We start from the raw sequence: 21,720 nt of genomic DNA, 5'->3' as shown, positions 1-21,720 counted from the left end.
GACATCATGTTTCTGCGTTACCTTCTGCCCCTGACCCTCCTTGCCGCCCCGGCCGCTTCCGCACCGGGGGAGGCCCAGACCACGCCCGCCGCACAGCGTGGAATGATCGCGATCACGTTCGACGACGCACCGCGTGGCGGCGGGGCCTTCTTCTCCGGCGCCGAACGGACCCGCGCGCTGATCGAGGCGCTGGACCGGGCCGATGTCGACGGGGCGATGATCTTCGTGGCCGGCCGCAATGCCGAAGCCCATGCGGACGGGCTGGACTGGTTGCACGCCTATGCCGCCGCCGGGCACAGCCTGGCGAACCACTCGTATTCCCATACCTGGCTGTGGCAGAGCGAACCGGCCGCCTATCTGGCCGATATCGACCGCACCACCCGCCTGCTGGAAAGCCTGCCGGGCCATACGCCCTATTTCCGCTTCCCCTTCCTCGATGAAGGCCGCACGGTCGAGGGCCGCGACAACCTGCGGCAGGGTCTCGCCGAACGCGGCCTGCGCAACGGTTATGTCACCGTCGACAATTATGACTGGTACATGGATGCGCTGGTCCAGCGCGCCGTCGCGGCCGAGCGCGAGGTCGACATGGACGCGCTGCGTCACGCCTATGTCGACATCCTGCTCGAAGGTGTCGATTTCTACGATGCGCTGGCCCGCGAGACGCTGGACCGGTCTCCGGCCCACGTCCTGCTGCTGCACGAAAACGATCTCGCCGCGCTCTTCATCGACGATCTCGCGGCGGCCCTGCGCGAGGCGGGCTGGCAGATCGTGCCGGCGGAAACCGCCTATGCCGATCCGATTGCCGACATGCTGCCCGACACGCTTTTCAACGGCCAGGGACGCGTCGCCGCCCTCGCTCACGCCGCCGGTCTGAAACCCGCGCGCGAAATGGTGCCGCCCTTCGAGGACGAAGCCTGGCTGGAAGCCGAATTCACCCGCCGCGGCGTCTTCTCCAGCGCGGACTGAACCGGCTTGGATTAGTTCCGATAGGGCTCATGGCTGATCAGGCGCATTGTGTAGGCGGCGTCGCCCAGCCCGTTCATGTGCCGGTCCGAAGACAGCTCGCCCGTCACCCACACCGGATCCCACAAGCGCTCGACCCGCAGCGGTTCGTCCAGCGTGACATAGACGATCTGGTTGGGCGGCGGCGGCGGGGTGTGAATGCAGGCGCCGAAATAGGGCACCAGCAGGAATTCGTCGATCTCGCCGCCGGGCTGATAATCCAGCGGCAGGATGAAGCCGGGCATACGCACCGTCTGGCCGATCAGAGCCGGCTCGACATTGAACGTGCCGATCTGCTGCATCTGTCCGCCGAAATGGTTGATCTCCATGGTCGCATAGGCCGAGTTGTAGAGCTGCTCGATCCGCTCCAGCTCGCCTTCCGGCAGGAGATCATCCCAGTTGATCGTGATGACACCATTCTCGTCCGGCGGCGGGAAATCGGGACCGGGCGGCGGCGGCGTTGCCCGCAGCGGCGCTTCATCGTCCGTGCTCGCGGCTTCTTGCACTTCCGACCCGGCAGCATCATCGGCCTCGTCGGCCTGCGCTTCCGGCTGCGACGGTTCCTGCTGCGACGGTTCCGGCTGCGCGGCGTCCGCGGTCTGGGAACCACCCGCCGCCGCATCGGCGCCTGGGGAAGACTCTGCACCGCTGGGACTGGCACCGCAGGCGGCGAGCAGAAGAACGGGAAGCAGGTAGAAGCGGATCGAAGACATGGTGGACCTCAAAGTCGGATGGACAGGCCGTCGGCCAGCGCATTGCGCTGTGCCCGCCAGGCCGGCCAGGCGCCCAGCAGCGCGCCGGACAGGGTGACGGCCCCAAGGACAAGGATTTCGGTCAGGCCCGGCCCGCCAGCCAAGTCGAGCCCGTAACGTATAGCAACCGATCGGGCGATGATAGCAAAGCCGATCTGGGCGAGGAAGATGCCGATCACCGCTCCGGCCGCCGCCAGGGATGCGGCTTCCAGGATCAGCAAGGCGAAAATGTCGCGGGGCCGCGCGCCGGTCGCCCGCAACACCGCCATCTCGCGGCGGCGCTCGTTCAGCCCGGCCGACAGGGCGGTAAGGATGCCGGTCATGCCGACCACGACGACCAGCAACGAGATTGCCTTGAAAGCCGTCTCGCCCGCACCGATCACCTGCCAGAGCTGTGACAGCGCCACGCCCGGCATGATCGCGCTCAGCGCCTCGCCCTGATAGGTGTTGATCTGCCTTTGCAGGCCCAGCACCCGGATTGGCGAGCTCACCCCGACCAGGATGGCCGTGATGCTGTCGGGCTCGAGCGTTCCGGCATCAGGCGTCTCGCCTGCAGCCTGTCCGGACGGCGGCGCCCCGCTCTCCCAGCCGACATGGATCGCCTCGATGCTTTCCAGCGAGACATGGACAGACCGGTCCACCGGCGTGCCGGTCGGCGCGAGAACGCCGACAATCTCGAAATCATGGCCTGAATGCTCGGCAAAGCTGACATCGCCGATCCCGTGCGACAGCCGGATAAATCCGCCCAGGCCATAGTCGAGCTGACGGGCCACTTCCGCGCCCAGAACGACCTCGTGCGTGCCGTCGAAGACGCGCCCGTCGGATAGTGCCAGCGGCTGGCGGCGGCCGTAACGGTAGTGGTCGAAATAGGCCTGTGTCGTACCGACGACCCGGTAACCGCGGTGACTGTCGCCCAGCGAGATGGGCACAGCCCATTCGACATCCGGCGCCGAGGCGATCAGCTGATAGGTGTCCCAGCCGATATTCGCGGTCGGGTCTCCCAGGCGGAAGACTGAATAGAGCAGGAGATTGATCGCCCCGCCGCGCGCGCCGACGATCAGATCGGTGTCCGAAATGGTGGAGTCAAAGCTCGCCCGCACACCGGTGCGGATCTTCTCCACGCCCAGAAACAGCATCACGGCGAGCACGATGGACAGGATCGTCAGCGCCACCGAGACACCGCGATTGGCCAGGCTCTTCCAGGCCAGGGTGAGAAGCGACGCACTCATGCCGCCGGCCTCGCGCGGTTGATATCAGCAAGTTCGATCTGCCGGTCGAAACGGTCCGCCAGGGTGCGGTCATGGCTGACGAACAGCAGCGCGGCGCCGGACTCGCGGCACTCCGCGGTCAAAAGAGAGAGAAAGGCATCGCGGGCATCCTGGTCGAGCGCCGAAGTCGGCTCGTCCGCGATCACCAGGCCCGGCCGGCCGATCAGCGCCCGGGCGGCCGCCACACGTTGCTGCTGGCCGACACTCAACGCCGTCACGCGACGGGTCAGGCTATCGGCATCCAGCCCCAGCGCGTCGAGCAGGCGGCGCGCCTCGGTGTGCGCATCCGTCCCGTCCTGTTTCAATCGGGCAGCGCGCTCCGCCGAGAAACGCAGGGGCAAGAGGACATTCTCCAGCGGGCTGAGATAGGGCACGAGATTGAACAGCTGGAAGACGATACCCAGCTGCGCCGCACGCAGGGCGTCGCGCCGCGCAGGACGGTCCGGGTCCATGCGGGTTCCCAGAACGGAAATCTCACCCTCGCGGCAAGGCGTGATCCCGGCGATCAGTCCAAGCAGCGTGCTCTTGCCGCTACCCGAAGCCCCGGCGAGAAAAACCGCTTCTCCAGCCGCCATCTCGAACCGGCCGATCTCCAGCACCGGCGACCCGTCCGGCCAGGCGAAAACCAGGTCGCGAATGCGAACAGCCGGTACCGTCATGGAGCCAGGCGATAGTCCGGGGCTGACGACGTCAGATCGAAACCGGCCTGCCGGTCCGGCGACACCAGGACGGCCTCGATCGTCTCGAACCGTTCGAACACCTCGAAGACACCCGTACCGATCCGGCGCAGACGCTGGGGTTGCGCGCACTCGAAGCGGTAGGTCACCCGGATATCGTGATAACCGGTATCTGCGATCTCACCGCCCAGATAGGCGCAGCCCGCATCGCGATCGAGCCGCAGGACGACGCCTTCGGCCAGCAGGCTGGACCGGGCCTCGCTGACAAGGCGCGCCTCGACCGCATCGCGCGGCTCGCGTTCGAAACCGAAGAGATTATAGCCCGGCGTCTCGAACTCGGCCTCGACCCGTCCGCCGGCCTCGATGGCCACGCCCAGATGCCCGACACCGTGGACATGCGCTGCGTGTTCATCGTGCCCGCCATGATCCTCGTGATCATGGTGCGCATCGTGATCTTCATGTGCCGTCTGTGTGGCACCTGCGTCGGCCGTATGTAGCCCGAATGAGGCCATTATGACGCCGGCAAGCAACAGAGTACTCGGTCCCACTGCACATCTCCCTGCGAATTCGCGACGAGCGCCGTTGATCGCTCGCTTTTACGTTATTATGTAACATATCGCGTGCTCAAGGGGGCCGCTCATGTCTTTTTTGTCACCCGGGAGGGAAATGCATGCGCCGCAGCCAGGATGCCGTCGGGATTGCCCTCTCAGGACTGTGCCTCGTGCACTGTCTCGCCCTGCCCCTCCTCGTCTCTCTGGGACCGGCGCTGGTCTGGATGGAAGATGAGCGTATCCACCTCGCCCTGGCAAGCCTGGCGCTTCTCGTCAGCCTCAATGCCATGCGCAGCTGGCCGGGCGGCATGCGCGGCATCGCTCTGCGTGGCCTTGCGATCACGGGGCTGGCGCTGCTCTTCTTCGGCGCGCTGGCCGAGGTCTCCGAAATGACCGAACGCGTCATCACTGTCGTCGGCGCCAGCGGCCTGGCCCTGTCGCACGGCGCCGCCTGGATGATCTCAGCCGGCCGCCCCGCACACCGGCACTAGCGGCGCGATGAGTGCGACTAGGAGAAGGGCTCAGCGCCCGCTGCGCCCCGCCTCCTCGGCCATGACCGCTTCCATCGCCGGATCGCGCCCCGCAATGAACGCCATCCAGTCAAGCGGGGCGGAAATGTCGACATCGAGATCGTCGATGAGGATCGGGAAGATGTGCAAGCTGCCCCAGGCGCAGCGGAAAAACCCCGTACAGCCGTTCTGGAGATCGTAATAGCCGGTCGAATACCGCGCCCGGAAGCCACTGTTGGGCAATTCATAAGCCCAGCCTTCCGCCCAGAATTGCAGCCGGTCGCCGATCGGCTCGCCGACCAGAAGGACGCGGTCCGGCGCCGTCTCCTTGGCCGAGGCCAGATTGACGATCGCCGCGGAAAACGTATTGCCGCTTGTCAGCAGGTAAACCCGGCCATCCGGACCGACGAGTTCGGGCAAAGCCGCCATCATTTCATGGGTGATGGTCAGGTCGCCGCCGCCGCTGAAACGCTGATCAACGACAACCGCACGCGCCGGATGCTCGCTCAGCGTCTGCACAACCCGGCTGGAGAAGGCAGCAAGGCTCTCCTCCCCGCCATCGTCGAGATTGGTGCGCAGGGCGATGTAGACGACCCCGGTATTTTCAATGCGCTCCATCCAGTAGCCGCGCCCGGGCTGCTGAAGATAAAGCGGAAAGCCCTCCGGCTCCGCCGCCATCCAGCCGTCAGCGACATGGATCCAGGGCTGCGGAAGATCGCCGGGGAAGGCCCGCTCGGCATCCGGTGCAGCAGACTCGGCATCCAGCATTACTTGCACTGCGTCACCCCTGGCCAGCGTCAGGTCGAGCCGGACAGGCGCGTCGGCTTCACCGGCGTCGACCGCTGCCAGAAAATCCGGCGCATCGAGCAGCGCCGGAGCCTGGGTGAGATAGAAGGCATCGTTGCCGCCATAAGCTTCGCGGAAGCGGGCAAGGACGTCTTCAACCTCGCCCCCGTTGATCCGGTCGACACGGGCGCCGAGCAGCGGCTGCTGGCCGGTCCGGACCCTAAGAATGCGGATTTCGCCAGCCATATCCGCCATGCGGACGGGCAAGCGGGGGAAGCGCGCCACCAGGCGCGTGGCCGGCGTGTTGGAATGCCCGTTGTCGATTTCGGCCTGTGCCCGGGCGAGGCCCAGCATGAATTCGGCATCGGTCAGCGACCCCGCATTGGCTTCCAGATGTGCGACCCGGGCGTCGAACCGCGCCCGCATCTCATCGGTCATCGAGCGCTCATTGCGCCGGACATGATGGAAATGACGCAGGTCCTGCAAGCGCGCTTCGGCACGGGTTTCAGGCTCACCCTGGAAAAGCGGAGGAAGCGGGATCGGGTGAAATGCGATGATCGTGGCAATGATCAGCAGGATCGACCGGCCGAACCAAGCAGCGACCGCGACCGCTGCGAGCCACAGATACCAGGGGATCAGGCGAAACGGTGCCGTGATCAAACGCCAGAACTTGCGAAACATACCCGATACCCTCAACCGCGCCCGGAACAGTACAGCGAACCTGCCGCGCGGCGCATGCGGTCGCGATAAACTTGATGGAGACTTTCATCGCCCGACCGCCGAGAGCGCGATAAACTGCACCGGATTTTACCTCCGGCCTGGAAAAGCGCGTAGGCAGGCCGATGCCTTCGGACGGTCCGGAGGACGCGGCGGAGACATGCCGCGCCGGAGACATGCCATGCCGCACGCCGTACTCAGCACGCTCTACTTCATGGCATTCAGCCACGCCTTGCTGCTGACGGTCGTTCTCTGGCGGCGGGCGCCGTCCGGTTCACCGGCACGGCTGCTGGCTATCGCAATGGCGCTGCTGGCCTACAAGCTGTTCGAAGGTGGTGCGGTCCATTCCCAGCTCTATCGCTACATACCCCACCTGCTCGATCTGCTACCCAACATGGTTCTGGTGCTCGGGCCCGTTCTCTACGCCTATGTGCGCCGGATGACCGGGCAACGGGCCTTCACGGCCGGCAACTGGGTCCTGCATCTCTTGCCCGCATTTGCGGTCTGGCTGCTCAGTGCACCGGACGTGCTCCGCGGCGGCGACGTGAAGGTTACGATGTGGGCTGCGCTGCAGCAGGACCAGGCGCCCTATGGCATTTCAATGCTGCTGACGATCAAGCTGGTGGCGATGAAGGTGCATCTGGCGAGCTATCTCGCTCTGGCCTGGCGGCGCCTGGATGCGTTCGCACCTGCACTAGACCAGCTGCGAGCCGACAACAGCCGCAATGTGCTGCAGCGGCTGCGCCAACTGATGATCGCTTTCATCCTCCTGGAAGCGCTGTGGGTCGGCCTGTTCCTGGTGCAGCAGACCACCGGGCTGATCACGCTTGGCACGGTAGGCCAGGCCTGGCTGCTTTTCCTCTCGGCCATCGTTGTGCTGATAGCGCTGCAGGGTCTGCAGAAACCGGACTTCCTGATCACCGAGGAGGAGCGCGCGCTCACGGGGACCCCCACCCCGCCGGCGCCGGACCCGGCAGCGTCCGGAACCGGGGCCGGGGCCGGAGCGACGATCAAATATCTCCATTCAGCCTTGCCGGACACGGCGGCTGCAGAAGTCGCGGCCCTGATCGAACAGCAGCTCGAGGACGACGCCCTCTACCTCGACGAGGGCCTGTCCCTCACCAAGCTCGCCAAGGCGATCGGGCACAAGTCGCACACCGTGTCGCAAGTGATCAACCAGCACATGAAGAGCAATTTCTACCGGCTGATAAACAGCTATCGCATCCAGTACGCGCTGACCCTGATCGAGGACCCAGAGCGGCACTGGTCGCTCGAGCGGATCGCGATCGAGTCCGGCTTCACCAATCGCGTCACCTTCAACAAGGCGTTCAAGGAGCAAATGGACTGCACGCCATCGCAGTATCGCGCGGAACGCCGGACCACATCCGGGCAGGCCTGAGCAGACAGTCCTCCGGGGGGTATGCACCGGCGTTATGGCCCCCGCCCGAATATGAAGTGGCCGAAGACCCGGCGCGCTTTCTATGGTCGGGACATGCGTTAACTCCGTGCCGGAACGTACCATGCCTGCGTGCCCATGCCCTGACAGCCGGCCCACCGGACCGGCCCCTGCCCGCACAAGACAAGCGGGACCAAACGCGGCATGACGCGCACGCTGAAATCCGTGGCTATCATCGGGGCTGGCGTGGTCGGTGTTGCGACAGCCTATGCCCTCGCCAGGCGCGGGCTGGATGTCACCGTGATCGACGGCCGCGAGTCTGCCGGCCGCGGCGCGTCCTACGCCAACGGGGCCCAGCTGAGCTATCTCTACACGGATGCCCTAGCCAATCCCCGCCTGTTCCGCGACATGCCCGGCCTGCTGCTCGGCCGCAGCGATGCCTTCCGGATGCGGTTGAGCCTCGACCCGGACTATCTGTGCTGGCTGTTGGCCTTTCTGCGCAACTGCACCGCCGTCCGGTTCAAGCGCAATACGTTGGCCGCCCTGGAACTCGGTCTGGAGTCCCGGCTGCAGATGGCCAGCCTTCTGGCCACGCACGATCTTGATTTCGGCTATGCGGTGCGCGGCAAGATGCACCTCTATCACTCCGAAACCGCCTTTACCGCGGCGCGGCGCGTGATGGGGATGAAGAATGTCGGGCCAGCCGCCCAGCAGGCCCTGAGCTATGACGAAGCCCGCGCGATCGAACCAGCGCTCGATGCGGCGCCGGACCGCCCGGTCGGCATCATCTACACACCGGACGAAGCCGTCGGCGACTCGTTCCGGTTTTCCAGCAACATGCTTGAGCTGCTGCAGGCGCGTTACGGCGTGCGGGTGATCTTCGACGCGACCGTCAGCGAGGTCAGCACCACATCGGACCAGGCGCTTCTCTACACTGACGGTCAGGCTGTGACAGCCGACCTGGCCGTCGTGTGCGCCGGTGCCGACGCCCGCCGCCTGCTTCGCCCCTTCGGTGTGTCGATCCCGGTCATGCCGATGAAAGGCTACTCGTTGACCGCCCCACCCGGTGACGCGGCGCCGACGGTCAGCCTCACAGACACGACACGGCGGCTTGTCTTTACCCGGCTCGATGGCCGCATCCGCGTCGCGGGACTGGCCGATCTCGGCTGGCGCTCGGCCGATCCGGATCCGGACCGGCTCAACACGCTGTTACAGCACGCAAGGGCCGCGCTGCCTCAGGCGGCCGCCTTTGACGATGCATCAAGCTTCTGGGCCGGCCTGCGCCCGATGACGCCGAACTCATTGCCCTGCATCGGACAGGCGGGCCCGGCGCTCGCCTATAATGTCGGGCACGGCATGCTGGGCTGGACCCTGGCCATGGGATCCGGCGAGCGGCTGGCCCGCCAGATTGCACCCGATTTCGACCCGGTATCAGAAGGACATGCCGCACATGACGTCAAAACCCTTGCCGCCACCCCTTAGCCCTACACGTGAAGCAGCGGGCCTGTTGTTCATATCGGGCCAGTTGCCGCGCGGCGATGACGGAAGAATGGTCGCCGGCGGTATAACAGAACAAGCGAGCCGGGCGATCGACAATCTGGCGGCGGTTCTCGCGCGGCATGACATGACGCTGGACAATGTCGTGAAGACCACGGTCTGGCTGACCGATGCCGCACTGGCAGGTGAGTTCAACGCTGTTTATCGCGCGCGCTTCGCTGAACCCTTCCCGACCCGCTCGACGGTAGTGTCCGGCCTGCTGGCCGGCGATGCGCTGATCGAGATCGAAGCCATCGCCCACAAGGGCTGATCCCCGACCCTCCCGCCTGTCGGCGCCCTACCAGCGATAGCCTGGCAGGGTGCCGACATTTCTTACCCCGGCCGCCCGGGCGTCGGGGCGCCGCGGATCCGCCGCCCCCTCGAACACACCGTCCGCGATACGGATACACTGGGCGCTGCCGATCGTGTCGGAGAACTCGATCTCGTGGCCCAAGCTGCCCAGCAGGCGCAGCGTGTCGATCGACAGGCCGGGCTCCACTTCCAGCTCGTCCGGATACCAGTTCTGGTGAATGCGCGGCGCCTGCACGGCCTCGGCAATATTCATATCGTGGTCGATCACGTTCAGGATCACCTGAAGCACGGTATTGATAATGGTAGAGCCACCCGGCGTGCCGACGACGAGATAGGGCTCGCCATCGCGGAACACGATGGTAGGTGTCATGCTGGACGTCATGCGCTTGCCCGGCTCCAGCCGGTTCGCGACATTCGACTGCATGCCGCGCACATCATTGAGATGGGAGCGCAGGGCGAAGTTCTTCATCTGGTTGTCCAGCAGGAAGCCGGCCCCTTCGACCAGGGCGCCCGATCCGAAGGACGAGCCGAGCGTATAGGTGTTGGAGACGACATTGCCGGCGGAATCGGCGACCGAGAAGTGCGTGGTATCCGGGCTTTCGAAGGCGAGTGGATCGCCCGGCGAGACGGCACTGGCCGGCGATGCTGACGTACGCGAGACGTGGCTGACGCGTTCCTCGGCATAGGCCTTGGAGATCAGCGTCTCGACCGGCACCTGCACATAGTCCGGATCGCCCAGATACTGCGTGCGGTCGGCATAGGCCAGCTGCATCACTTCTGACAGCGTGTGCAGCGTTGCGGCACTGTTCGCGCCCATCGCCGAAAGATTGAAGTGCTCCAGCATGTTGAGCATTTGCAGCAGGGCGATCCCGCCCGAGCTCGACGGCGGCATGGTCACGACCTCATGGCCGCGATAGGTGGTGCGGATCGGTTCACGCCATTGCGCTTCATACGCCGCGAGGTCGTCCATCGAGATCAGCCCGCCATTGCGCTCCATGTCTGCGACGATGCGCCGGGCGATCTCACCTTCGTAGAAATCGCGCGGGCCTGCTGTCATCAACCGTTGCAGCGTCCAGGCGAGATCGGGCTGCACCAGCCGTTCCCCGAACTGATAGGGACGGCCATCGGCATGGAAGAAGGCGGCGCGGGCGGCATCGGAACTGGACAGGCGCCGCTCGCCCCATTGCAGGGCCTCGGAGAGATCCCTTGAGACGACAATACCGTCCTGTGCGAGTGACATAGCGGGTGCAATAAGGTCCGCCCAGGGTAACACCCCGTACCGTTCGTGCACCGCAGCGAAGCCGGCGACGGTTCCCGGGACGGCGGCGGCGCGATGGCCATAATTGGCCTCGTCATTGATCCGTCCCCGGCGATTGAGAAACATCTCCACCGTCGCATCAGCCGGTGCGGCCGAACGGTAGTCGAGGGCCAGGACCCGGTCTTCCTCGGCGATATAGACCAGCATGTAGCCGCTGCCGCCCAGATTGCCGGCGCGCGGCAAGGTGACGGCCAGCGCGAAACCGGTGGCGATGGCCGCGTCGACCGCGTTACCGCCCGCAGCGAGAATTTCCGCACCGACGCGGCTGGCGATCTCGTTCTGGCTGACCACCATCCCGTCCTCGTCGACGACCGGATGGACGATGCTGTCATAGTCGAGCAGCGAGGACTGGGCCGCCAGTGGCCCGGTCGCGGCCGGAAGGAGGGTCGCGGCACACAGGGTGGCGGTGCAGAGCGTGCGAAGAAACGGCATCATGGCGGTTGTCCCCTGGATTGTGGGTTTTGGTGCGCGGTTATTCGACCGGCTTGGCCCGGTAGACCTCTTCGTCGATCTCGCCTTCCCAGCGGCCGACGACGGTGGCGACGCAAAGGTCGCCGGTGACGTTGGTGACGGTGCGGGTCATGTCGAGAATCCGGTCGAAGGGCAGGATGAAGCCGACCACAAGGGCGATCTGCTCCGGGGTCATGCCGATCGTCTGCAGCACGGCGGCGATCAGGAAAAGCGAGGCGGACGGCACCGACGCCGTGCCGATCGACACCAGCGTGGTGGTCAGCGCGATCAAGAGATAGTCCTGCAGCTCCAGCGGAATACCGAAAGCCTGGGCCGCGAAGACCGCCACGATGGCGACGTAGAGCGCCGTGCCGTCCATGTTCACGGTCGCGCCCAGCGGCAGGATGGAGGAGGCGACGGCAGGCCTGATGCCCAGATTGTGCTCGGCCGCCGACAGGGTCGAGGGCAGGGTCGCCGAACTCGACGAGGTGGAGAAGGCGACCAGCTGGGCCTCGCGCACACCGCCCAGGAAGGGAATGACGGGCAGGCGGGCGAGGAATTTCACGAACAGGGCGTGCGTAATCACGATGTGCAGGAGGCAACCGGCCACCACGGTCACGGCCAGAACGAAGAGGTTGGCAAAGGCGCTGAGCCCGCTCGTACCCATCACCCAGGCGACCAAGGCGAAGACGCCGAAAGGCGCGAATTCCATGACGATGCCGGTGACGTTCAGCATGGTCTCGGCGCCGGCGTCGAAGGCGGATTTGAGCGCTTTCGTCTTTTCACCACCGATCAGGATGCCCGTTCCGGTCATCAGCGCGAAGAAGATGACGGCCAGGAGGTCACCCTGGGCGAAGGCGGCGAAGGGGTTTTCCGGCACGATCGCCAGCAGGCGCTCGGTCAGCCCGATCGGTTCGGACAATTGCTGCGGCGTCGCGCCTGACAGGTCGATCCCGTCACCCGGCCGCAGGCCGGCAGCCAGTGCCAGGCCCAGCAGGATCGCGAACAAGGTCGTTGCCAGATAGAGCGCGATCGCCTTGCCGCCGATCGAGCCGAGCCGTTTGGGGTCGCTCATCGCGGTCACGCCAGAGACCAGGGTGACGAAGACGAGCGGAATGATCAGCATCCGGATCAGCCGGATGAAGAGATCGCCCACCCAGCGCAGATGCTCGACGGCATCACCGGCGAAATAGCCGGCCACGGCGCCGAGCGCGAGGGCCAGAAGAATGCGTTTCCAAAGGACGATATTGAACCAGAAAGACAAGGTTTATTCCTCGCACAGATCGATATGGCTGGTGTCGCGCAGGACCGGCTGACCGGCCAGCGCGCCGGTGGTCGCGCCATTCTCGATGGCCAGCACGCCATTGACGAGCAGATAGCGCACGCCTTCGGACAATTCTTCCGGCGCGGCATAGCCGGCGCGCGGTGCAAATGATTGCGGATCGAAGACCACGATATCGGCGATATGGCCTTCACGCAGATAACCGCGCCCGGCGAGGCCGAACGTATCGGCAGTGAGGCCGGTGCTGCGCCGGACAAAGCGTTCCAGCGGCATCATCTCACCATCCACGACGAGATCGCGATAGGCCTTGGGGAAGGTCGCAAAGCGGCGCGGATGCCCGGTTGACCCGTCGGACGCCGTCACCACCCAGTCCTGACCGGCAAAGGCTTCGATATCCGCCCCGTCCATGACGAAGGACGCAACGCGGTAACCACCGGAGCGGATGATGGCAATCGCGGTTTCGACCGCGTCCTCGCCGCGCTGCCCGGCGACGGCCGCCAGCGTGTGACCGCCCAGCGCCGGGTCGGCCCCGCGCAATGGCCGGGTGAGCAACAAAGCATCGGCCCCGGCACGGCGGCGCAGATTGTCATGCATTTCGGCTACCAGGCGCGGCCGCACCTCAGGGTCGTCCAGCCGGGCCAGCAGACCCTCGCGGCCACCATCCAGCGCCCAGCGCGGCACCAGCGCATTGGCCAGACGCGTGCCCGAGGCGCGCCAGGGATACTGGTCGGCCGTGACACGAAGTCCGTTCGCGCGCGCCGCCTCGACCTGTGCGATCACGGCCTGACTCTGCCCCCAGACATCGGGACCCAGCGCCTTGATATGGGCGATATGGACCGGCGCACCGGAGCGTTCGCCGACGGTGATGGCCTCCTCGATCGAGGCCACAAGTCCCTGGGAATAGCTGCTCTCGTCGCGAATGTGGCTGTCATAGAGGCCGCCACGTTCGGCGGCGACGGTGGCCAGCGCCACCACTTCGTCCAGCGGCGCGAAATTCTGCGGGGTGTAGTGAAGTCCGGTGGAAAAACCGATGGCGCCCTCGCACATGCCACTGGCCAGCATGCGCTCCATGCGAGCGAGTTCTTCCGTCGTTGCCGTGCGGTTCTCTTCGCCGATCACGGATGTCCGGAGCGGCCCCAGACCAACCAGGAAGCCGACATTGGGACCGATGCCCCGCGCCTGCAGGTCTTCAGCCAGACTGCCAACGGCCGGTTCGCCGCCGCCATCATTGCCGACGACCACGGTGGTCACGCCCTGGAAGAGGATATTGTCGCTGCGGCGGCGGCCGGCATCATCAGCCGCCAGATCGGCCAGCGCATGCGTGTGCGGATCGATGAAGCCCGGCGCGACAACCAGCCCGTCCACCGCGATGACCCGGTCAGGTATCAGCCCGCTCTCGTCGAGCGCCCCCATGAACACGATCCGCCCGTCTTGCGCGACGATATCCGTAATCCGGCCGGGAGCGCCGCTTCCGTCCACAACGGTCCCGCCCGTGAAGGCAAGCGTCTGCATTGCTGCGGCCGGAGCAGCCGGGGCCAGGACGGCCAGTGCAAGAGCACCGGCCGCCTGAAGCGTCTTTGCAAGCATGGTTCTGCCCTAGAAGGACTTGCGGACCGAAGCGTAGAGGAAACGTCCCCGCGCCGAATGCAGCGTTCCCAGATAGTTGAACGTGCTGTCAGCGACGGGCGGCTCTTCATTGGTGAAGTTGCGCGCCCCGACCCGGACCCGGGTATTATCCAGCACGTCTTCACGGTCGAATGTGTACTGGACATAGACATTGCCATAATACCACTCGTCGACCTCGAACTGGGTACCGTCTCCGAGCGTCGCCCCGGTGTCCAGCACGGAACTGGTATAGCGGCCGAACAGGCCGGCACCCCAATTGCCGTTGCGCCAGGTGATCGAGGTCGTTGCCCGCCATTCCGGATTGCCGTCCTGGCGCAGCAGGCCAGCGGCACCGTCGACCACGAAACCGCTGAAGATATCGCCGGCATCCTGGGCATCGATAATGGCCTGGGCTTCCGGCGACGGTTCCTGGTCAAACGTGATCAGATGGGCTGCCGTGACGGAGACCCGGAAGTCGCCGAGCGGCGTGTCGTCGATATCGTAGAGAACGGTGACATCGACACCCTCGATCTGCCGAGGCAGGAGGTTCTGATAGGTGTCCTGTACCTCGATCACCTCGCCAACCGCGTCGAGACCGGTCCCGGCAAAGTCGGCGATATCGTCGGCGCTGGGCGCCTCGCGGATCACCGCCGGGTTGAAGGAGCCCTGGGTGCGCAGCAGGTAGTCATAGGCGAGATGGTTGTCGTCACCGAAAATGCCGATGACATTCTCCTGCTCGATATTCCAGTAGTCGACGGTGACAGTCAGATCACCGAAGCGACTATCCCAAAGCTGCGGCTGGAAAACAAAGCCATAGCTGTAGGTCGTATTGGTTTCCGGCTCCAGCGTGCTGGACCCTTCCCGCACACTGACCGTCGACTGAGCCCGCAGGCACTCGTCAACATTGGCAATACGACCAGCGCGCAAGTCGGCCTCGCAGAAGACATAGTCGAGCCGGGTATTGGAACGCTCCACGCCGCGCTCGTGGATCTGCGGCAAGTTCGGTGCCCGGAAGCCTTCCGAATAGGAACCGCGCAGCATCAGCCAGTCGGTCACCTCCCAGCCGATCGCCGCCTTCGGCTTCAGCACGTCGCCGACATCGGAATAATTCTCGTAGCGCGCCGCCAGCTGGACATCGACAGCCTGCATCAGCGGGATATTCATGTCGCGGCTGACCAAGGGCACCGAGAGTTCGGCATAGGAGGAGACAACCGAACGGTCACCGGAGGAGTCGGGCGTCGGGCTCGACCCGAGCACATCGGACCCGAAAAAGTCGCCGCTGATCGGGTTGGTGAAGGTGATCGTGCCGTCCAGGCGATCGTCGCGATCGTCCTCGAAGCCCTCATGCCGCAACTCGACCCCCAGCGCGACCCCGACACCGCCGCCCGGCAGCTGGAACAGGTCCGGACGCGAGGTCTTGAAGTCCCACAGGCCCAGCTCGGTGGAGTTTTCCCGCGTCACATCGACCATGAAGCTGTCGATCGTCGACTGCGGGTTGGGTGTGCTGTCGCCGTTGGAGAAGTCAGCCAGATTGCCGCCGTTGAACGGGTTGTAGGCGTCCGGCGTTTCCAGCGCGAGCGACTCCTGGAGCAGCGTGTTGGAGATGCGGTTGGTGCGGTCTTCCGTGGTCGCCTCGGACCACACCATCGCCGATTCCCAGTCCCAGGCGCCGAACGAGCCGCGCAGGCCCGCCAGCAGGCGGTAGCTGGTATTCTCGACATTGATGACCCGCGGCCCGGCATCGACGAAACGGTAGTCATTGATGATGTTGGCTACGCCCGCATCCGGGATATTCAGGCCCGGAAGACGGTTCGGATTGGCGCTGCCATCAGAGAAGGTCACCGGACCGAAGGGATTCCAGTAATTGCCCGCCGGCACGATGATGTCGGCCGCGCTGAGCGGCGAGGCCTGCTCGCGATGGGTCATGTAGTCGGACAGGTAGAGCCCGGCTTCGGCGAAGAATTCCAGGCCGTTGCCGAAATCATGGTTGAAGAAGGCGAAGCTGTTGAACCGCTCATTGTCGCCATAGATCCAGCGGTCGAAGTTGGAGTTATAGCGATAGACCCGGTCCGACGTGGAATTCTGGGTGCTGTTGTCGATGCAGAGCCCGGCGCCCAGATCGGCCAGACAGCCGGTCACGCTGTCCGGCTGGATGTGCCAGTAGTCGCCCGACGAGGTCAGAGCCCTGCCGTTCTGGCGGATGGTGGGCGTGTAGTTCCAGGTCTGGAACTCGCCGAAGGGCGAATTGGTCGAGCGATTGTCGAAATCGGTGTCGCCTTCGAAGGGCGTGCCCTCCACTTGCGGACGCGCATCATAGCTGGCCGCATAGTCGCGATCCGTTGCCGGCATGCCGGCACGATCCATATAGTCGATGAAAATCGACAGGTTGGACTGGCCGTTGTTGAAGTCACGGCCAAAGGCGATGCTGCCCTCGAGCTCGCGCAGCGAGGTGCCCTCGGAACCGCCATATTCGATCTCGGCGGTCAGCCCGTCGAAATTGTCGCGCAGGATCGTGTTCACCACGCCGCCCACAGCATCCGTGCCGTAGATCGCGGCGGCGCCATCGCGCAGCACCTCGACCCGGCGCACGCCGTTGTTGGGGATGGAGTTCACGTTCACCGTCGTCACCGGTACCAGGTTCTCGGTCTGATAACCCGGGTGCAGGACCAGGCGGCGCCCGTTCAGCAGGACCAGCGTATTGCCCGAACCAAGCGAGCGCAGATCGACCGAAGCGACATCACCGCGTGCGTCATTGACGCCGCCTGCCGTGCGGCCTTCCTGGAAGGCGACATCGCCGGCTTGCGGGATGGAGCGGAAGAGCTCGTCCATCGACGAGGCGCCGATCGCGTCGAGATCGTCCGAGCCTATCACGGTGACCGGCAGCGCCCCGGTGATCGGCGTGCCGGCAATATTGGAACCGGTGACGACAATCACTTCGGTTTCATCATCGTTCTGCGGCGGAGCCTCGGCCTCCTGGGCATGGGCCACCTGCGAAAACAGAACGGTTGAACTGAGCAAAATGAGTTTGGAAACCCGCCCGACGGTCATAGCAATCTCCCCTGCATGACGGCGCCGACCCGCTCGTCCCTGTGACGAGGCAGCGCCCTGACCGCAAAAGGTTTCAGATTATGACGCGCCCGTGAAGGCGCGCAGCCGTAGTCTGTTTTTGTGCGGCTATAGACGAAGGTTATGCCCTCAATGCGTGCTGCACGGCACTCAGTGCGCTGAGTGATTTCGCGAAATCACAGCCCGGAGCACTTCAAGGAAGCCACCGACCAGCTCCGCCTGGTTGGCCCGGTCGCCCGTACCCGTGTTGACCGAGTCCGCCGTTACGGCGTTCACCGAGTAGCGGATCGGGTCCTGGAAACGCAGAAGACGGATCTCGGGATCCTCGTTGAAGGCCGCCGTAAAGCTGTCGACGACAGCGACACCGACACCGTGCCGGACAAGCGACATCGCGACGTAGTAGGTGCGCGCAGTCACGACTTCCCGCAGGGAGACCCCCGCTCTCGACAGCTGATCACTGAACAGATCGCCGCACGGCCCGCTGTCTCCGAGGCCGATGAACTCCACCCCGTCCAGATCAGCGAGCGAAACACTGTCTCGTCCCGTGAACTGGTCGTGGCGGGCAACGAGCAGCAATTCGCTGCGACCGAGCTCCTGCGTCGAGAGGCGCGCATTCATCGGCGCCCCGTATCCGATCGCGATGTCGCACCCTTGCTGGAACAAGGCCTCGGCGATCTCGCTGGAATGCAGCGTATTGATCTCGAAGCTGACCTCCGGCTGGGTCTTGCGATAGGTCGCAATGGCCTCGGGCACGATGCTCAGCCCCAGCGACGGCAGCACCCCCAGACGGATATGCCCGCCCCGGCGCTCGCGAATATTCTTGGCCAGCTGGTTGAGCGCCCGGACATCGCCATAGACATCCTTGGCCTTGTCGAAGAGCTCGTGCGCCGCCGCGGTCGGGATCAGGCCGGAGCGGCCGCGCTCGAACAGGGGATAGCCCAGCTGGTCTTCGGCATGGCGCAGCACCTTGCTGACCGAGGGCTGGGATACATTCAGCTCGCGCGCAGCAGCGCTGATCGACCCGCAACGGTAGACGGCATGGAAAATCTCGATATGGCGCAGGCGTAACACGATGACGGGTCCGGAAGTTGGCAGGCGCCAATAGGACCGGGCTTTTGCGGGCCGGACAAGTCCGCCGCATGCAGATTGATCTAGTCGACCGCGTCGAAGAAGTCTGCCAGCGCGGTCCGGCAAGCCGGTTCAGACAGGTCGGGCGTGTGCCCAGCACCCGGGATTTCGCACGTTCCCACTGTGGACGCGTGCGCCGCCATGCGGTCGAGTGTTCCGGAGGACAGGATATCCGAGTTTTCGCCGCGCAGGACCAGCGCCGGACGATGCCGCGCCAGCTGCCGGAAATTCCGCCACATCACGACGCGCGCCAGCGGCATCAGCCAGGACGGTGCCTGCCCCGCCACGGCGGGATCATAGGTTGGCTGCAAGGTCCCGTCCGGCGCTTCGACGAACATCCGCGCCGCGAATTTTTCCCAGTCCTGGCCGGTATAGTGCGGGAAGACATCGCCCGCGATATGACGCGCATAGGCCACCGCCCCGCTCCAGTCGGAAACGGCGGGCGCGCTGGAGGCGTAGCCCGAGATCCGTGCAATTCCGGCCTTTTCGATCGTCGGGCCGATATCGTTCAGCACGGCACCGGCAAGGCGGGGCAGATGGGAACGCGCCATCTGCATCGCCACCATCCCGCCCAGCGAGGTTCCCAGAATATGGAAGCGCCCGAACTCCAGCCGGTCGGCCAGTGCAATGACGTCCTCGACATAGACCGGAAGCCTGTAGCGGCCGGGTTTGCCCCGCGCCGAACGTCCCCGTCCCCGCAGATCAACAGCAATCGTCCGCCGCCCGCGGCTCGCGAGCCACGGAGCCACATCTTCATAATCCAGGCTGTTGCGGGTCAGTCCGGGGATGCAGATCACCGGCAGGCGCTCGGCATGTTCAGGACCGTAGTCGCGCGCGAACAGGTCGAGCCCGTCCGCAGAGGTCCAGCGGATCCCGGCCGGTTCAGTCTTTGAAGGCATGATCAGTCCTGTAGCGGGACCGGCCGCCGGTTGGCATCGGCGGCCGGTCCTTTCGGGGTCAGTAGCGGTATTCCAGCGAGGCAAAGACCGTGCGCGGCGGTCCGTAGAAGCCGATGATGCTGTCGCCATAGGCCAGGCCGGGGAAGTAGTAGCCGCCCGTGCGATAGCGCTCATCGGTGAGGTTGCGGGCATGCAGCCCGGCGCGCCAGCGGCCGGAGCCGGACGTCCACACCGCGCTGGCATCGACAAGCGAGTAGCCCGGCTGGTCGATTTCAGGCGCCGGCGTCTCGAACATCGAGCTGTCGCTCCGCCAGGACACCGCCGCCCGCAGATCGAGCATGCCGCCGATCACATCGTCGGAGTGGTGACTGAGCGCGAGCGATCCGTTCCAGTCCGGCGTGTTCTGGAACTGGCGTGCATCGGAGACGTCGGCCAGCACATAGGCCGGCGGCGGCGATCCGTTGGGCACATAGGCCAGATACTCGTCGAACTCGGCATCGACATAGCCCAGCGCCAGATCAAGGCTGAACCCGCCGCCCAGACGGGCCTGCGCTTCCAGCTCGGCGCCGCGAATGGTCGAGGAACCGACATTGTCGATAAAGCTCACCAGGCCGCTGCCCACCGTATTGACCTGCTGGCTTGTCACCTGCTGGCCGTCATAGGAGGCGTTGAACACGGCAGCGGAGAAACGCACCCGGTCGTCGAACAGATAGCCTTTCAGGCCGATCTCCAGCGAGTCGACGGTTTCCGGATCATAACCATCCATTGTCGCTGGCGTTGCCGCGGCATCGCCGCGCATGTCGAACCCGCCCGACTTGAAGCCCCGGCCATAGCTGACATAGGCGTTCAGCGTATCGCTGATCCGGTAGCTGAACCCGATCCGCGGCGTGAATTCTTCAAACGTGCGCTCGGCTGTGTAGTCGGTGAGGATCTGGATCGGCGTATTGGGCGTGCCGGAAACCGGCGATCCCAGACCCAGATAGTTCGCCTTGAACACGCGGCCGGTCTTTTCGTCGCGCGTCCAGCGGCCGCCGAGCGTCAGCGTCCAGCGGTCTGCGAGATCGAAGTCGAACTCGCCGAACACCGCAAGCGATGTCGTATCGACATGCCCGCTCGTGCCCTGGGTGAAGTTGGGCGTCGGCGAGCCGGGAATGGCGGCCGCGCCGATGCCCAGCACCGTGTCATAGCCGCCGCTGGCATAGGCATCGAGATAGTAGACGCCCGCCACACCGCGCCAGCGGTCATGGTCGAACAGGAGCTGGAATTCCTGCGAGAACTGGTCATCATCATAGACCGTGTCCGGCGCCAGCACGTCGAGGATCGGCGCTGGCGTGCCGTCGAAGTCGATGCCCTCACCATGAGTCTCTCCATCGCGCCAGGCCGTCACGGTCTTGAAGGTGAGATGATCATTGATGGTCCACTCACCGGTCAGCGAGACGCCCTGGTTGATCACTTCATTGGTCTCGTCCACGCCCGCCCAGCTGTCATAGACATCGTCGGTCACCGGGAAGGCGCCGGCCGGCACATTGATCCCGAAAGGCGTCGTGATAGGCGGCGCACCGAAGGCGGCGGGGACGGGGAGTTCGCGATGCCCGGGATTGGCATTGCTGTCATCGTCCAGCCGGTCGGCCGTGAGGCGGAAGAACCAGTCCGGTGCCGGTTCGAACTCAACGGTGAGGCGGGCGGAGAAGCTCTCGCGATTGCCGATATCGGCCCCGTTCCACAGATTGGTGCCATAGCCGTCGCGCCGGTAGACCCCCAGCGCACCGCCCACGCGCAACCTGTCAGACAATGGTGCTGAGCCGGAAACGATCAGATCGCGCTGATTGTATTCGCCCAGATTGGTTCGTACGGAGAAGGTCGGCTGGTCGTCCAACCGCGCCGTAACGAATTTGATCGCCCCGCCGATCGTGTTGCGGCCATAGAGCGTGCCCTGCGGACCGCGCAGGACCTCGACCCGCTCGATGTCCAGGATATCCAGGATCGCACCCTGCGGGCGGGCGACATAGACATCGTCGATGTAAAGACCGATCCCCGGCTCGAAGCCCCACAGCGGATCCTGCTGGCCGATGCCGCGGATGAAGGCCGTCAGCGTGGAATTCGTTGCGCGTGCGACCTGAAGCGTCAGATTGGGCGTGTTGCGCTGGAGCGCGGTGATGTCCGTTGCGCCGGACAGATCGAGCGCCTCGGCGCTCTGTACCGTCATCGCGACCGGGACGTCGATCAGGCTTTCCTCACGGCGGCGGGCCGTGACGACGATGGTATCGACCGCGCGTTCACCCTCGCCGGCCGGCGCGCCCTCCTGGGCGGTTGCCGCCGCGCTCGCCAGCAATCCTGCCAGCGCCGCACACGACATCAAATAGGCCCGCAGGCGCGAGCCGGTCCCCTTGTTCATGCTCTCCTCCCTCGGCGCATTTTTGCGCTTGCCGGCGCATCGGCACCGGATCGGGAGACATACTCAATATA

Annotated in this window: 17 protein-coding genes; 5 read left to right on the top strand and 12 right to left on the bottom strand. The window is 65.1% G+C overall.

From position 1 onward, the window contains the following. Positions 1-6 precede the first annotated feature (6 nt). Entirely contained in the window at positions 7-966 is a 960-nt protein-coding gene (locus tag ACXAJV_RS12085; protein ID WP_475085605.1) for a polysaccharide deacetylase family protein, read from the top strand. Positions 967-977: 11 nt separating this feature from the next. Here the strand turns inward: ACXAJV_RS12085 and ACXAJV_RS12080 are convergent, their stop codons facing one another. The 4 genes from ACXAJV_RS12080 to ACXAJV_RS12065 are packed head-to-tail and all read right to left on the bottom strand — an operon-like array spanning position 978 to position 4,070. Then, the gene (locus tag ACXAJV_RS12080; RefSeq protein ID WP_475085603.1) at positions 978-1,715 is read right to left on the bottom strand and encodes a DUF3299 domain-containing protein; all 738 of its coding nucleotides are present in this window, start codon (positions 1,713-1,715) and stop codon (positions 978-980) included. Between the two features lie 8 nt (positions 1,716-1,723). Then, positions 1,724-2,983 carry an ABC transporter permease gene (locus ACXAJV_RS12075; RefSeq protein WP_475085601.1) on the bottom strand — a complete coding sequence of 420 codons (1,260 nt, stop codon included), beginning with the start codon at positions 2,981-2,983 and terminating at the stop codon, positions 1,724-1,726. Further along, positions 2,980-3,681, bottom strand: coding sequence for an ABC transporter ATP-binding protein (locus ACXAJV_RS12070; protein ID WP_475085600.1), 702 nt, complete (start codon positions 3,679-3,681; stop codon positions 2,980-2,982). The genes ACXAJV_RS12075 and ACXAJV_RS12070 overlap by 4 nt, the downstream gene beginning before the upstream one ends. Then, on the bottom strand, positions 3,678-4,070 hold the full coding sequence (locus tag ACXAJV_RS12065) for a ZrgA family zinc uptake protein (RefSeq protein ID WP_475085599.1): 393 nt from the start codon (positions 4,068-4,070) through the stop codon (positions 3,678-3,680). The genes ACXAJV_RS12070 and ACXAJV_RS12065 overlap by 4 nt, the downstream gene beginning before the upstream one ends. Positions 4,071-4,369: 299 nt before the next feature. On the opposite strand from ACXAJV_RS12065, the gene ACXAJV_RS12060 reads away from it, so the two are divergent. After that, the gene (locus ACXAJV_RS12060; protein WP_475085597.1) at positions 4,370-4,741 is read left to right on the top strand and encodes a MerC domain-containing protein; all 372 of its coding nucleotides are present in this window, start codon (positions 4,370-4,372) and stop codon (positions 4,739-4,741) included. A 30-nt stretch (positions 4,742-4,771) separates the two neighbouring features. On the opposite strand, the gene ACXAJV_RS12055 is transcribed toward ACXAJV_RS12060, so the two are convergent. After that, positions 4,772-6,226 carry a S41 family peptidase gene (locus ACXAJV_RS12055; RefSeq protein WP_475085595.1) on the bottom strand — a complete coding sequence of 485 codons (1,455 nt, stop codon included), beginning with the start codon at positions 6,224-6,226 and terminating at the stop codon, positions 4,772-4,774. A gap of 217 nt (positions 6,227-6,443) precedes the next feature. Here ACXAJV_RS12055 and ACXAJV_RS12050 point away from each other — a divergent pair, with 217 nt between their 5' ends. The 3 genes from ACXAJV_RS12050 to ACXAJV_RS12040 all read left to right on the top strand — a co-directional run bounded on the left by ACXAJV_RS12050 (position 6,444) and on the right by ACXAJV_RS12040 (position 9,465). Further along, positions 6,444-7,661 (top strand): helix-turn-helix domain-containing protein, encoded by a 1,218-nt coding sequence (locus ACXAJV_RS12050; protein WP_475085594.1) that lies wholly within the window; start codon positions 6,444-6,446, stop codon positions 7,659-7,661. A gap of 201 nt (positions 7,662-7,862) precedes the next feature. Beyond that, the gene (locus ACXAJV_RS12045; RefSeq protein WP_475085592.1) at positions 7,863-9,140 is read left to right on the top strand and encodes an FAD-dependent oxidoreductase; all 1,278 of its coding nucleotides are present in this window, start codon (positions 7,863-7,865) and stop codon (positions 9,138-9,140) included. Next, on the top strand, positions 9,100-9,465 hold the full coding sequence (locus ACXAJV_RS12040; RefSeq protein ID WP_475085591.1) for a RidA family protein: 366 nt from the start codon (positions 9,100-9,102) through the stop codon (positions 9,463-9,465). Before ACXAJV_RS12045 ends, ACXAJV_RS12040 begins: the two co-directional genes overlap by 41 nt. 27 nt (positions 9,466-9,492) lie before the next feature. On the opposite strand, the gene ggt is transcribed toward ACXAJV_RS12040, so the two are convergent. The 7 genes from ggt to ACXAJV_RS12005 form a co-directional block, all read right to left on the bottom strand. Beyond that, positions 9,493-11,259 (bottom strand): gamma-glutamyltransferase, encoded by a 1,767-nt coding sequence (gene ggt, locus ACXAJV_RS12035; protein ID WP_475085589.1) that lies wholly within the window; start codon positions 11,257-11,259, stop codon positions 9,493-9,495. A 37-nt stretch (positions 11,260-11,296) separates the two neighbouring features. Next, positions 11,297-12,538, bottom strand: coding sequence for a dicarboxylate/amino acid:cation symporter (locus ACXAJV_RS12030; RefSeq protein ID WP_475085587.1), 1,242 nt, complete (start codon positions 12,536-12,538; stop codon positions 11,297-11,299). Between the two features lie 3 nt (positions 12,539-12,541). After that, positions 12,542-14,143 carry an N-acyl-D-amino-acid deacylase family protein gene (locus ACXAJV_RS12025; protein ID WP_475085585.1) on the bottom strand — a complete coding sequence of 534 codons (1,602 nt, stop codon included), beginning with the start codon at positions 14,141-14,143 and terminating at the stop codon, positions 12,542-12,544. Between the two features lie 9 nt (positions 14,144-14,152). Continuing rightward, positions 14,153-17,209: a TonB-dependent receptor domain-containing protein gene (locus ACXAJV_RS12020; protein ID WP_475085583.1), complete on the bottom strand. Its 3,057-nt coding sequence runs from the start codon at positions 17,207-17,209 to the stop codon at positions 14,153-14,155. A gap of 168 nt (positions 17,210-17,377) precedes the next feature. Continuing rightward, entirely contained in the window at positions 17,378-18,298 is a 921-nt protein-coding gene (locus ACXAJV_RS12015) for a LysR family transcriptional regulator (RefSeq protein ID WP_475085581.1), read from the bottom strand. Between the two features lie 80 nt (positions 18,299-18,378). Next, positions 18,379-19,254, bottom strand: coding sequence for an alpha/beta fold hydrolase (locus tag ACXAJV_RS12010; protein WP_475085579.1), 876 nt, complete (start codon positions 19,252-19,254; stop codon positions 18,379-18,381). 58 nt (positions 19,255-19,312) lie between these two features. Continuing rightward, a complete protein-coding gene (locus ACXAJV_RS12005) occupies positions 19,313-21,649 on the bottom strand; it encodes a TonB-dependent receptor (RefSeq protein WP_475085577.1) in 2,337 nt (778 codons plus the stop codon). Positions 21,650-21,720: the final 71 nt, after the last annotated feature.

The sequence above is a fragment of the Maricaulis sp. ABE4_448 genome, from assembly GCF_056160825.1.
This window is presented reverse-complemented; position numbering and strand designations above follow the sequence as displayed.